Origin of the sequence: Methylobacterium sp. Leaf106 (assembly GCF_001422895.1) — a bacterium.
Lineage (GTDB): Bacteria > Pseudomonadota > Alphaproteobacteria > Rhizobiales > Beijerinckiaceae > Methylobacterium > Methylobacterium bullatum.
Genome location: NZ_LMNB01000023.1, coordinates 487,376 through 500,071 on the forward strand (window position 1 = coordinate 487,376; position 12,696 = coordinate 500,071).

A 12,696-nucleotide genomic window follows, 5' to 3' on the forward strand; every position below is an offset into this window, starting at 1 on the left:
AGATGGAACGAGCGCGCGTGGATCACCAGACGAAGCGAGACCTGAGGGCGGCCGATACCGGCGCCTGGGCGAGCATCAAGGAGACGGTCAAGGTCGGCGTCCAGGCGCTGCTGATCGCCCTCGTGGTGCGCACGCTGCTTTTCCAGCCGTTCAACATTCCCTCGGGGTCCCTGGTTCCGACGCTTCTCGTGGGCGACTACCTGTTCGTGTCCAAGTACTCCTACGGGTATTCGAAGTACTCGCTCCCCCTGAGCGAGTACCTGCCGTCCAAGGCCGATGGCCGGATCTGGGCGGCGGAGCCGAAGCGCGGCGACATCGCGGTGTTCAAGCTGCCGAAGGACAATGCCACCGACTACATCAAGCGCGTCATCGGCCTGCCCGGCGACAAGATCCAAATGAAGGCCGGCATCCTCTACATCAACGACGTGGCGGTGAAGCGTGAGCGCATCGCCCCCTACGAGACCACCGGTCCGTACGGCGAGGAAACGAAGGTCGAGCAATATACCGAGACCCTGCCCAACGGCGTCGTGCATCAGGTGATCGAGCGCGAGGGCGACAACGGCTACTGGGACAATACCGAGCCCTATTTGGTGCCGCCGGGCCGTTACTTCATGATGGGCGACAACCGCGACAATTCCACGGATTCGCGCGATCTCGCCAATGTCGGCTTCGTCCCGTTCGAGAATTTCGTCGGCCGCGCCGAAATGATCTTCTTCTCCATCGACGAGGGCACGCCCGCCTGGCAGATTTGGCAATGGCCGACGAAGGTGCGGTGGGGCCGCATCTTCAGCAGCATCCGTTAGGACGATCGATCGTGGGTGAGGAGGCGCGTCCTTCCAGCCGGGCGCGGCGCGCACCGCGACCCAAGCCCGGCCTGAACGTGCTCGAAGAGCGGATCGGCCATGTCTTTGCCGACCGCAGCCTGCTGTCCCTGGCCCTGACCCATGTCAGCAAGGCCGGCGGCGGTGGACGGGTGGGAAGCTACCAGCGCCTCGAGTTCCTCGGTGACCGGGTGCTCGGCCTCGCCATCGCGGACCTCCTCTATGAAGCCTTTCCCCAGGCGGATGAGGGTGACCTGTCGCGGCGTCTCGCCGGGCTCGTGCGCCGGGAGACCTGTGCCTCGGTGGCGACGGCCTGGGATGTCGGGCCCCATCTCGCCCTCGGCCCGGGCGAGATCCAGAGCGGCGGCCGCCGCAACCAGACGATCCTGGCGGATGCCTGCGAATCGATCCTCGGCGCGGTCTTCCTCGATGCCGGATACGAGGCGGCCAAAGCCATCGTCCTGGCGGCCTTCGCGCCCGGCACCGACACGGCGGCGCCGCGCGGACGCGACGCGAAATCCGCCCTTCAGGAATGGGCGATGGGGCGCGCCCTGCCGATCCCGGTCTACGACGTCGTGGAGCGGTCAGGCCCGGACCATGCCCCCGTCTTCCGGATCGCCGCGCGTGTCGAGGGCCTGGAGCCCGGATACGGCACCGGCCCTTCGAAACGCCTCGCCGAGCAGGAGGCCGCCCGCCTCGTCCTCGACCGCGAGGTCCAGGGTGTGAGCCAGCAACCTGGCGCGCGCCCCCTCAACGGAATGGAGACGTCGGCGGACGTCGGTGAAGAAAGCGACTCCGATGCCTGACGACCACAACGATTTCGACGACGAGGACGACCTGCCCCCTCAGGCCCCGATGCCCGAGATCAAGCCGCTGCCGGTTATCCCGGCGGATTCGAGCGCGGGCTTCGTCGCCCTGATCGGCGTTCCCAATGCCGGCAAGTCGACCTTGCTCAACAGCCTCGTGGGCACCAAGGTCTCCATCGTCTCGCGCAAGGTCCAGACGACGCGGGCGCTGGTGCGCGGCATCGTCATGGAGGGCAGCGCCCAGATCATCCTGGTGGACACGCCCGGCATCTTCGCTCCCAAGCGCCGCCTCGACCGGGCAATGGTGCATTCCGCCTGGAGCGGGGCCGCCGATGCGGACGCGATCTGCCTGCTGGTCGATGCCCGCAAGGGCGTCACCGAGGAGGTCGAGGCGATCCTCGCCCGCCTGCCCGAGGTTCGCCGCCCCAAGGCGCTGATTCTCAACAAGATCGATCTGATCCCGCGCGACCGGCTGCTGGCGCTCGCCGCCTCGCTCAACGAGCGCATCGCCTTCGCCCACACATTCATGATCTCCGCGCTCAACGGCGACGGCATCGACACGCTGAGGAAGACTCTGGCCGGTATGATGCAGCCCGGCCCCTGGCTCTACCCGGAGGACCAGGTCTCGGATGCTCCGCTCCGCATGCTCGCCGCGGAGATCACCCGCGAGAAGCTCTACGACCGGCTCCACGAGGAACTGCCCTACCGCTCCACCGTCGAGACCGACCAGTGGGTGGCCAAGACCGATGGCTCTGTCCGGATCGAGCAGACGATCTTCGTGGAGCGCGAGAGCCAGCGCTCCATCGTGCTCGGCAAGGGCGGACAGACCATCAAGGCAATCGGGCAGGCGGCGCGGCGCGAGATCGCCGAGGCGGCCGATCAGCCCGTCCACCTGTTCCTGCACGTCAAGGTGCGCGAGAACTGGGCCGACGACCCGGCGCGCTATCGCGAAATGGGACTCGAATTTCCGCGCGGCTAAAGGAAGGCCCTATGTCGCACGGCATGATCCGAGGTATCGGATACTCGTTTCATGCTGCGCCGCCGCATAAACCACAGTATCGTTTCGCGGAAGGTTGGGGTTCTCAAGGCGGAGTTGCAATTGAATGGCCTGCTTTGAATGATTCCGTACAGAACAGCTTGGCAATGACTTGACAGGCTGTTGCCAACCGATTCGCTCGATTTTGCGAATTTGGCGGATGCCGCGAAGATAACCTTTCCAACGAGGCCATCGCCGGCTACCAATCACGAAGCCGCACCCGATTCCGAGTCGCGGACCTCTCTATCCTCCTTTCAACGCCCAACTCTCGAGGCGCGCGTGCTGTCGCGCCGGATCCATCAATGATGCCTTCTCCCACCGTCCCGGATGCCGTCTATGGTTCACCTCCCGCCGAACTCGCCGACGTGTCCGCAGGAGCGGCCCAACTCTCGCCGCTGATCCCCGGATCGGTCCGGCTCGAGGACATCGCCGAGGGCAGCCTCGAGAGCGTGACCATGCTGGCCCCGGCGGGGACGATCGAGCGGCGCTACGCACTCTCCCTGTCGTTGCGCGCCCTGCGTCCGGGCGGTCGTCTGCGTGCCCTGGCGCCGAAGGACAAGGGCGGCGCCCGCCTCGGCCGAGAGCTGAAGGAGTTCGGCTGCGAGCCGGCCGAGACCGCCAAGCGGCATCACCGGATCTGCGAGGTCGCCCGGCCCGCCGCGATCATCGACCTCGACGAGGTGATCCAGGAAGGCGCCCCCCGTCATATCGACAACCTCGCTTTGTGCACGCAGCCCGGCGTCTTCTCCTGGGACCGGCTCGATCCGGGCACGGCGCTGCTCCTGGCCAACCTGCCGGCCCTGTCCGGCCGGGGCGCCGATTTCGGCTGCGGTATCGGCGTCCTCGCCCGTGCCGTCCTCGCCTCCCAGGGGGTCACCGCGCTGACCCTGATCGACATCGACCGGCGCGCCGTGGAGATGGCCCGCCGCAACGTGGGCGATCCCCGCGCCGACATCCGCTGGGCCGACATCCGCTCCACCGACGTCACCCTGGAGCGTCTCGACTTCGTGGTGATGAACCCGCCCTTCCACGATGGCGGGATCGAGGATCGCTTCCTCGGCGAGGTCTTCATCCGGCGCGCCGCCGAGACATTGAGGCCAGGCGGCACGCTCTGGCTCACGGCCAACGCGCACCTGCCCTACGAGGCACCCCTGAAGGCCGCCTTCAAGGCCGTCACGCTGAGGGCCTCGGCCGGCGGCTACAAGATCTACGAAGCGCGCAAGTGAGCGTGCCTTCGTGAGCAAGAGCCCGAGCCTCAGGCTCGATCGCCTGCTGGCGAATCTCGGTTACGGCTCGCGCCGGGAGATCGGCCTTCTCGCCAAGGCCGGCCTCGTCGTTCTCGACGGCGCGCCTTTGCGGGACGCGAGCCAGCGCATCGCCGCGACGCCGGATCTGTCGGAGCGCATGGTCGTCGATGGCGATCCCCTGGATCCGCCGCCCGGCCTCGCCTTGATGATGAACAAGCCGCTGGGTGTCACCTGCTCCCACAAGGAGGCCGGTCCCCTGGTCTACGGGCTCCTTCCAGAGCGCTGGCGAAGGCGCGACCCGGCCCTCTCCACCATCGGCCGCCTCGACAAGGAGACCTCCGGTCTCCTGCTCCTCACCGATGACGGGCCTTTCCTGCACAAGGTGATTTCGCCGAAATCGAAAGTCGCCAAGCGCTACCGTGTCGCCCTCGACCGTCCGCTCAAGGGCGACGAGGTCATGGTGCTGGGCAGCGGCTCGATGCTGCTCGAAGGAGAGGACAAGCCGCTCCTGCCGGTGGAGATGGAAGTCGAGGACGAGACCCATGTGGTCGTGACCCTGCATGAGGGCCGCTATCATCAGGTCCGCCGCATGTTCGCGGCGCTCGGCAACCACGTCACCGCCCTGCATCGCGACCGCATCGGCGGCCTGACCCTGCCGGCCGACCTGGAAGCCGGCGCGTACCGCATCCTCACCAAGGGGGATGTCGCCGCCTTGTTCGGCGAGGCACCGGCTGCCTGATTCGCTCCCTGCTATGTCCTTCGCATAGCCTTGCCTCGGCAGATATCCTCTGCTAAGGCCCCGCCCATTCCACACGCGGAGCCGGCCTCATGCCTGAATGAGGCGTTTCCGGTGATCGTTCCTTTCGAGGGGCGGTCGCTTCCTCCGCGGCGGCATCAACCGGAAGAGAAAACGATCATGGCCGTTGATTTCACGATGCGTCAGCTCCTCGAAGCGGGCGCCCATTTCGGACACCAGTCCCACCGCTGGAACCCGAAGATGCAGACCTACATCTTCGGTACCCGCAACAACATCCACATCATCGATCTGGCCCAGACCGTGCCGGCTCTTCACCAGGCCCTCCAGGCCGTGAGCGACACCGTCGCCAAGGGCGGCCGCGTGCTGTTCGTCGGTACCAAGCGTCAGGCCGCCGACACGATCGCGGAAGCCGCCAAGCGTTCGGCTCAGTACTACGTCAACTCCCGCTGGCTCGGCGGCATGCTGACCAACTGGAAGACCATCTCGGGCTCGATCGCCCGTCTGCGCAAGGTCGACGAGACCCTCGAAGGTGGTGGCCAGGGCCTCACCAAGAAGGAGCGCCTGATGCTGTCCCGTGAGAAGGACAAGCTCGAGAAGGCTCTCGGCGGCATCAAGGACATGGGCGGCGTGCCCGACCTGCTGTTCGTGATCGACACCAACAAGGAGCAGCTCGCGATCAAGGAGGCCCAGCGCCTCGGGATCCCGGTGGCGGCCATCGTCGACACCAACTGCAACCCCGACGGCATCACCTACGTCGTCCCGGCGAACGACGATGCCGGCCGCGCGATCTCGCTCTATTGCGACCTCATCGCCCGCGCCGCCATCGACGGCATCTCGCGTGGCCAGGGCTCCAGCGGCGTCGATCTCGGCGCCTCCGAGGCTCCCGTCGCCGAGGAACTCCCGCAGGAAGAGGCTGCCATCTCGGTGGAGTCCGGTGCTCTCGACCCGGCCGACGTGGCCGCCCTCGTCGAGTCCACCGAGCATTTCGAACTGCTCTCCGCTCCCCGCGGCGCTCCGGACGACCTGTCCAAGCTCCACGGCGCCGGCCCGCAGATCGTGCAGAAGCTCAACGATGCCGGCGTCTACCATTACTGGCAGATCGCCGCGATGACCGACGCGGAAGTCGCCAAGGTCGATGCCGACCTGAAGCTCAACGGCCGTATCAGCCGCGACGGCTGGGTCGATCAGGCCCGTGGCTTCGCCGAGGCCGCTGCCGCCGTTTGATCGCACAGGCATCCCGGTGACGGGACGCCGCCGCTGACGTCGAAACCATCCCCGAAGCCCGGCGCTGACCCTAGCGTCGGGCTCCTTTATCATTTGAGACAGACCCGAAGAGAGGACTCGCCATGGCCAACATCACCGCCGCATTGGTGAAAGAGCTCCGCGAAAAGACCGGCGCGGGCATGATGGACTGCAAGGGCGCACTCAACGAGACGAACGGCGACATCGAAGCCGCCGTCGACTGGCTGCGCAAGAAGGGCCTCGCCAAGGCCGCCAAGAAGGCCGGCCGCGTCGCCGCCGAGGGCCTCGTGGCCGTCGAATCGTCGGGCCATCACGCCGCCATCGTCGAGGTGAATTCCGAGACCGACTTCGTCGCCCGCAACGACAGCTTCCAGGGCTTCGCCCGCGAGGCCGCCAAGCTCGCCCTCGACACCGACGGCACCCTCGAAGGCCTCGAGGCCGCGCACTTCCCCGGCGGCTCCACGACGATCAAGGAGACGCTCTCCAGCCTCATCGCCACCATCGGCGAGAACATGACCCTGCGCCGCGTCGCCAAGCTCGATGTGACCAAGGGTGTGATCGCGTCCTACGTCCACGCCCAGGTCGCCGACGGCCTCGGCAAGATCGGCGTGCTGGTGGCTCTCGAATCGGAGGGCGATGTGGACGTTCTCTCCACCCTCGGCCGTCAGATCGCCATGCACGTCGCGGCCACCAACCCGGTGGCCCTCGACGCAGCGGGCGTCGATCAGGCCGTGCTGGAGCGTGAGAGCAACATCCTGCGCGAGAAGAACGCCGGCAAGCCGGATCACGTGCTCGCCAAGATCGTCGAGAGCGGCCTGAAGAGCTACTACAAGGAGGTCACCCTCCTGGAGCAGCCCTTCGTCCATGACGGCTCCAAGACGATCACGCAGGTGCTGAAGGAAGCCGAGGGCAAGGCCGGCGCGCCGGTCAAGCTCACGGCCTTCGTGCGCTATGCCCTCGGCGAGGGCATCGAGAAGGAAGAAGCCCCCGATTTCGCCACCGAAGTCGCCGCCGCCGCCCGCGGCTGATACGGCCTTCGATCCGAGACGGGTCTCCCTGTGAAACGGGCGGCGGCAGCGATGCCGCCGCCCGTTTCACGTTTCCGGTCCCCGGCCTCGTCGCGCCTCTCCACAGGCTTGGGGGCGAGATGGGGGATGACGCGCGAACGGCGTCCTGCCCCTCGACCTTCGCGACCGCCTTGCGATAGACAGCGGACACTTCCGATTGGATCGTTCGGCCTTGCGCCGGTGCTCGAGGGGACTGGCGCCATGTCGAAGACCAAACCGTTTCGCCGCGTGCTCGTGAAACTGTCGGGCGAGGCCTTGGCCGCCCCGGACGGGTATTGGCTGCATCCCCCGCTTCTCGCGGCCCTGGCGGACGATATCGCCAAGACCCTGGAGGCCGGCTTCCAGGTCGCCCTCGTCGTCGGCGGCGGCAACATGATCCGGGGCGCGCGCATCTCGTCGGCGGGCTGGATCGACCGGGCCACCGGCGACTCGCTGGGCATGATCGCCACGGTGATGAATTCCCTCGCCCTGGAGACGGCGCTCAATGCCGCCGGCGTGCCCGCCCGCACCATGTCCGCCGTGTCGATGCCGACCATCTGCGAGACCTATGCGCGCCAGCCGGCCCTTCACCATCTCGACAAGGGCCAGGTGGTCGTCCTCGCCGGCGGCACCGGCAACCCGTATTTCACCACCGACACCGCCGCCGTCCTGCGCGCGGCCGAACTGCGCTGCGGAGCCGTGCTCAAGGCGACCCAGGTGGACGGAGTCTATTCGGCCGATCCGAAGAAGGACCCTTCGGCGGTGCGTTTCGATCGCCTGACCCATGACGATGCCATCGCCCGCGATCTCAAGATCATGGATACCGCCGCCTTCGCTCTCGCCCGCGAGAGCCGCATCTCCATCGTCGTCGGCTCGGTCCACGCGCCGAGTTCGGTGACCGCGATCCTCACCGGGAACGCCCCTTCGACGCATGTCGTGCCCTGACGGCACCCTGTCTCAAGTATCGGATTGGCCCCGCCGAGTTGATGCGCGGCGGTCTGTCAGTCGATCGATGCTTCTGCCCACAGGGTTTCTTGAGGATTTTAGGTCGTCCTGGGAAAGGGAACGCCTGCCGCACGCCCGAAGCGGCTACCGAGCATAGTCGATGCCCTTGTCGCAGATCGTTTTCTATAGCCGGAATCTCGTCAAGCTGACGGGTGGTTCGATGCGCGACATGGTCCGGGACATCCTGGCCTCCTGCAGCCGCTACGATCGCGCGTCCGGCATGACCGGGGCCCTCGTGTTCAACGAGGATTTCTTCCTGCAGGCCATGGAGGGCGAGGCATCGACGATCTCGGAGCAGCTCTGGACTCTGGCGGCGGACAGCCGTCACAGCGGCATGGTCCTCGTCTCGGCCGCCCCGGTGCAGCAGCGTTCGTTGGGGGGATGGACGGTGGGTTATGCCGGCCGTTCGGAGGCCCTCAACGCCCTCTATCTCCAATACGGTCCCACCGCGAAGTTCGACCCCACGGAGATGTCCGCGACGTCCATCATCGCCCTGCTCCGGGCGTTCACGGAGCTCGATGCGAGCCATTTCGTGCAGCGCTCGGGCCAGACGGGGATCGTGGCGATGAAGCCGGTCGCGCGATAGGCCGATCGCGAACCCGGCTCGCACCGGCGATTTGATCCGCCGCAGCTGCGAACGCCATTTGCGACCTGTCGGATTTTGGTTCATTGAGGCCGCACGCACGGGCCCCGGCGGCCCAACGCCCTTTCTCCCTAATTTCGTCGGGACACACAGTATGGCGACCCCAGAGTTCGACCTGAACGATATCAAGCGCCGGATGCAGGGCGCCGTGAGCGCCTTGTCGAAGGATCTCGGCTCCCTGCGCACCGGACGCGCCACTCCGAGCATCCTCGATCCGATCAACGTCGATGCCTACGGGTCGTCGATGCCGATGGCCCAGGTCGCCACGGTGAGCGTGCCCGAACCGCGCCTCCTGTCGATCTCGGTCTGGGACCGGAGCATGGTCGCTGCCGTGGAGAAGGCCATCCGCGAATCCGATCTCGGGCTGAACCCCCAGACCGAAGGCCAGACCATCCGCCTGCGCGTGCCGGAGATGAACGAGCAGCGCCGCAAGGAAATGGTCAAGGTCGCCCACAAATACACCGAGGAGGCCCGCGTCGCGGTCCGCCACGTCCGCCGCGATGCGCTCGACCATCTCAAGAAGCTCGAGAAGGACAGCGCCATCAGCGAGGACGACGAGAAGCGTCAGGCCACCGAGGTGCAGAAGGTGACCGACCAGCACATCGCCGAGATCGACGGCGTTCTCGCCTCGAAGGAAAAGGAAATCATGCAGGTCTAGGTTTCGGACAGGTATGGAATCGACGGAATCAGGGACGGGGAGAAGCGCGTTGGGTCGCTCAGAGGGCGCGCGTCAGATCGAGGTATCTGCGGCCGGGGATAGGGATGCGGCCGCTGCCACGGTCGGCCTCGCCTCGCGCGATGCCGCGCCGTCGGGGGCCGGCCCGTCTCCCGTCACCCGTCCGGCGGCACCCGCCCATGTGGCCATCATCATGGATGGCAACGGCCGCTGGGCCGCGCGCCGTGGTCTGCCGCGTGTGGAGGGGCATCGCCGCGGCGTCGAGGCCGTCCGCCGCGCGGTCCGCTCCGCGATCGAACTCGGCGTCTCCTATCTGACGATCTACAGCTTCTCCTCCGAGAACTGGCGCCGGCCGCCGGCCGAGATCGCCGATCTCATGGGCCTGCTGAAGCTGTTCGTGCGCCGCGACCTCGCCGAGCTCCACGGCAACAACGTGCGCGTCAAGATCATCGGCGCCCGCGAGGGCCTGAGCACCGATATCGCCGCCCTGCTCGACGAGGCCGAGTCGCGGACCCGCGGCAATACCGGCCTCACCCTGGTGATCGCCTTCAATTACGGCGGGCGCCAGGAGATCCTGCGGGCGGTCCGGACCCTGGCCCAGGCCGTGGCCGACGGGCGGATGAGCCCCGCCGAGATCGGCCTCGAAGCCATCACCCAAGCCCTCGACACCACCGGCATTCCCGATCCCGACCTCGTCATCCGGACTTCCGGCGAGCAGCGCCTGTCGAACTTCCTCACGTGGCAGACGGCCTACGCCGAATACGTGATCGTGCCGGAGTTCTGGCCGGATTTCGACCACGCCTGCTTCCATGCGGCCATCGACGAGTATCATCGCCGCGACCGCCGCTTCGGCGGCCTCAGCGGCAAGGCCGGGTGATGGTCTCGCCCGGCGACGCGGCGTCTGCGCCGAGGCGTGGCCCCCTCGGCGGCCGCGAGTTCCAGCTGCGGACCGCCTCAGCCATCGTGCTGGCGACCATCGTGCTCACCACGCTGTTCCTCGGCGGCTGGGCCTTCGCCGCCATTTGGCTTATCGCCGGCATCGTCTTCGCGGGCGAATGGATCACGATCAGCCGGATCGCGCCGCTCAGGCCTACCGTTGCGATCACGGGCCTGGGGCTGGCCGGCCTCGCCCTCTGCCTGCGCTTCGATGCGTCGCCGCCGATCTGGCTCGCGGTCACCGGCGCCGCCCTCGTGGCGCTCCTCGTCACCGTGAGGGATTCGGGCGGGCGGAGCCGCGTCCTCATCGGCTTCCTCAGCGCCGCCGTGCTGGCCCTGGTTCCCCCGGCTTTGCGCGACGACCCGGCCATCGGCATCTTCGGCCCGGCCTGGATGTTCGCCGTGGTCTGGTCCACCGACATCGTCGCCTACATCACCGGCCGGACCTTCGGCGGGCCGAAGCTGATGCCGTCGGTGAGCCCCAAGAAGACGTGGTCGGGCTCACTTGGCGGCCTCGTGGCGGGCATCGCCGCCGGCACCCTGCTGGTGATGGCCGCGCGCTCGCAGGGGTGGAGCAGTCTGGCGAACGCCCCCCTCGTCGCGGTCGCCATCACGAGCGCCCTCGCGTCCATCCTGAGCCAGGCTGGCGATCTCGCCGAATCCGGGCTCAAGCGTCATTACGGCGTCAAGGATTCGGGCCGTTCGATCCCGGGCCATGGCGGTGTCATGGACCGGCTCGACGGCTTCTTCGCCGTGGCCGTCCTCGCCGGCCTCTATCTCATCGCCCACCGCCTGGCGGTGGTCTGAAGGAATCGATTCGTTGACCCATACCGTCACCATCCTCGGCGCCACCGGGTCCATCGGTCGTTCCACCACGGATCTGCTGGCCCAGCATCCCGAGCGGTTCCGGATCGGCGCCCTCGTCGGTGGTCGCGACGCCGTGGCACTGGCCAAGCTCGCCCGCGAGATCGGAGCCGACTTTGCCGCGCTCGCCGACGAAAGCCAGGGGCCGGCCCTGCGCGAGGCCCTTTCCGGCACCGGCATCGCGAATGGGGCAGGCGATAGCGCCGTCCTCGAAGCCGTGGCCCGTGACGCCGACATCGTCGTGGCGGCGGTGAGCGGCGCGGCCGGCCTGCGGCCGACCCATGCCGCCCTGCGCCTCGGCCGCACGGTGGCGCTCGCCAACAAGGAGAGCCTCGTCTGCGCCGGCGACGCCTTCATGCGCGATGCCGCGCGGTTCAAGGCGACGCTGCTGCCGGTCGATTCCGAGCACAACGCCCTGGCGCAGGCGCTTGGGGACGGTTGCGTCTCTGACGTGACCAAGATGACCATCACCGCCTCCGGCGGCCCGTTCCGCACCTGGACGCGGGAGCGTATCGCGGCGGCCTCACCCACCGAGGCTGCGGCCCATCCGACCTGGTCGATGGGGATGAAGATCAACATCGATTCGGCGTCGCTGATGAACAAGGGCCTCGAACTCATCGAGGCGCATCACCTGTTCGCCATCGAGGCCGAGCGCCTCGACGTGATCGTTCATCCGCAATCCATCGTGCACGGCCTCATCACCTGGCGCGACGGCGCCGTGACGGCCGGTCTCGCCATGCCGGACATGCGCGTCCCCATCGCCCATTGTCTCGGTCTCGGCGACCGCCTGACCATCGAGCGGGGACGCTCCCTCGATCTCGCCGCCGTCGGCAGTCTCACCTTCGAGGCGGCGGACGAAGCGCGCTTCCCCTGCCTGCGCATCGCCCGCGCGGCGCTCGCGGAGGGCGGCGCCGCCCCGACGGTGATGAACGCCGCCAACGAGATCGCGGTGGCCGCCTTCATCCGTGGGGAAATCGGTTTCTACGGCATCGCCGAATTGGTGGAGCGGGCCTGCGAGCATTTCGCCCCGGAGTATCGCAGCGCGCCCGCCGACGTGGACGAGGCTCTGGCCATCGACGCCCATGTCCGTGCCTGGAGCGCCAAGGCGCTGCCTTCGGCCGCCTGAGGTCAGCTCAGAACAGGACGAATCGCGGTTTCGCCGTCATCAGCCAGACGATGGCAAGCATGGCGGCGAAGGCGGGAAAACCGCAGGCGAACCAGATCCGGTACAGTCTGTGATAGCGCGGCGGCAGGGGCACTCCCGATCCCGCCGCAGCGCTGGCGAGATCGCGCAAGGTCGTCTGGATCCTGACGACCGGCAGCCAGAACAAGCCGATGACGACGTAGAGGATCAGCGACAGGGCGATCCATCCCTCGGAGAGGGGCCAGCCCACCGCGCGTGCCAGCAGCCAGCCCGTCAGCGGTTGGATGACCGCCGCCGTCGCCGTGAAGAGCGTGTCGGCGACGACCACCGTTCCCGCCACATGGGCGATCAGGTCGGGCCGTCCCGTGCGGTGCGCCATCGTCATGAAGAAGGCGATGCCGGCCCCGGTGCCCAGCAGGATCGTCGCGCCGATGACGTGCAGCCAGCGCAGGAGATCGACGTACTCCATCGAG

At 67.5% G+C, this 12,696-nt stretch carries 14 protein-coding genes; 13 read left to right on the plus strand and 1 reads right to left on the minus strand.

Going from position 1 to position 12,696, the window contains the following annotated elements:
• Positions 1 to 2 precede the first annotated feature (2 nt).
• The 13 genes from lepB to dxr all read left to right on the plus strand — a co-directional run bounded on the left by lepB (position 3) and on the right by dxr (position 12,205).
• A complete protein-coding gene (gene lepB / locus ASF34_RS14040; protein WP_056161748.1) occupies positions 3 to 803 on the plus strand; it encodes a signal peptidase I in 801 nt (266 codons plus the stop codon).
• Positions 804 to 814: 11 nt separating this feature from the next.
• Entirely contained in the window at positions 815 to 1,627 is an 813-nt protein-coding gene (gene rnc / locus ASF34_RS14045; protein WP_056161750.1) for a ribonuclease III, read from the plus strand.
• 49 nt (positions 1,628 to 1,676) lie between these two features.
• On the plus strand, positions 1,677 to 2,606 hold the full coding sequence (era, locus tag ASF34_RS14050) for a GTPase Era (RefSeq protein ID WP_085984279.1): 930 nt from the start codon (positions 1,677 to 1,679) through the stop codon (positions 2,604 to 2,606).
• Positions 2,607 to 2,965: 359 nt separating this feature from the next.
• Positions 2,966 to 3,889, plus strand: coding sequence for a class I SAM-dependent methyltransferase (locus tag ASF34_RS14055; protein WP_018045037.1), 924 nt, complete (start codon positions 2,966 to 2,968; stop codon positions 3,887 to 3,889).
• Between the two features lie 10 nt (positions 3,890 to 3,899).
• On the plus strand, positions 3,900 to 4,649 hold the full coding sequence (locus ASF34_RS14060; RefSeq protein ID WP_056140515.1) for a pseudouridine synthase: 750 nt from the start codon (positions 3,900 to 3,902) through the stop codon (positions 4,647 to 4,649).
• 177 nt (positions 4,650 to 4,826) lie between these two features.
• Positions 4,827 to 5,891, plus strand: coding sequence for a 30S ribosomal protein S2 (locus tag ASF34_RS14065; RefSeq protein ID WP_018045035.1), 1,065 nt, complete (start codon positions 4,827 to 4,829; stop codon positions 5,889 to 5,891).
• A 122-nt stretch (positions 5,892 to 6,013) separates the two neighbouring features.
• Positions 6,014 to 6,937, plus strand: a complete 924-nt coding sequence (tsf, locus tag ASF34_RS14070) for a translation elongation factor Ts (protein WP_056161752.1) — start codon at positions 6,014 to 6,016, stop codon at positions 6,935 to 6,937.
• 240 nt (positions 6,938 to 7,177) lie between these two features.
• On the plus strand, positions 7,178 to 7,900 hold the full coding sequence (pyrH, locus tag ASF34_RS14075) for a UMP kinase (protein ID WP_018045033.1): 723 nt from the start codon (positions 7,178 to 7,180) through the stop codon (positions 7,898 to 7,900).
• Positions 7,901 to 8,066: 166 nt separating this feature from the next.
• Positions 8,067 to 8,546, plus strand: a complete 480-nt coding sequence (locus ASF34_RS14080; protein ID WP_157196503.1) for a BLUF domain-containing protein — start codon at positions 8,067 to 8,069, stop codon at positions 8,544 to 8,546.
• Positions 8,547 to 8,697: 151 nt separating this feature from the next.
• Positions 8,698 to 9,261 carry a ribosome recycling factor gene (frr, locus tag ASF34_RS14085; protein WP_018045031.1) on the plus strand — a complete coding sequence of 188 codons (564 nt, stop codon included), beginning with the start codon at positions 8,698 to 8,700 and terminating at the stop codon, positions 9,259 to 9,261.
• A gap of 49 nt (positions 9,262 to 9,310) precedes the next feature.
• Complete coding sequence (locus tag ASF34_RS14090) at positions 9,311 to 10,156, plus strand: isoprenyl transferase (RefSeq protein WP_018045030.1); 846 nt, start codon at positions 9,311 to 9,313, stop codon at positions 10,154 to 10,156.
• A complete protein-coding gene (locus tag ASF34_RS14095; RefSeq protein WP_056161754.1) occupies positions 10,156 to 11,022 on the plus strand; it encodes a phosphatidate cytidylyltransferase in 867 nt (288 codons plus the stop codon). The genes ASF34_RS14090 and ASF34_RS14095 overlap by 1 nt, the downstream gene beginning before the upstream one ends.
• A gap of 13 nt (positions 11,023 to 11,035) precedes the next feature.
• Positions 11,036 to 12,205 (plus strand): 1-deoxy-D-xylulose-5-phosphate reductoisomerase, encoded by a 1,170-nt coding sequence (dxr, locus tag ASF34_RS14100; protein ID WP_056161755.1) that lies wholly within the window; start codon positions 11,036 to 11,038, stop codon positions 12,203 to 12,205.
• Positions 12,206 to 12,212: 7 nt separating this feature from the next.
• On the opposite strand, the gene ASF34_RS14105 is transcribed toward dxr, so the two are convergent.
• Positions 12,213 to 12,692 (minus strand): DUF2269 family protein, encoded by a 480-nt coding sequence (locus ASF34_RS14105; RefSeq protein ID WP_056161758.1) that lies wholly within the window; start codon positions 12,690 to 12,692, stop codon positions 12,213 to 12,215.
• Between the last annotated feature and the right edge of the window lie 4 nt (positions 12,693 to 12,696).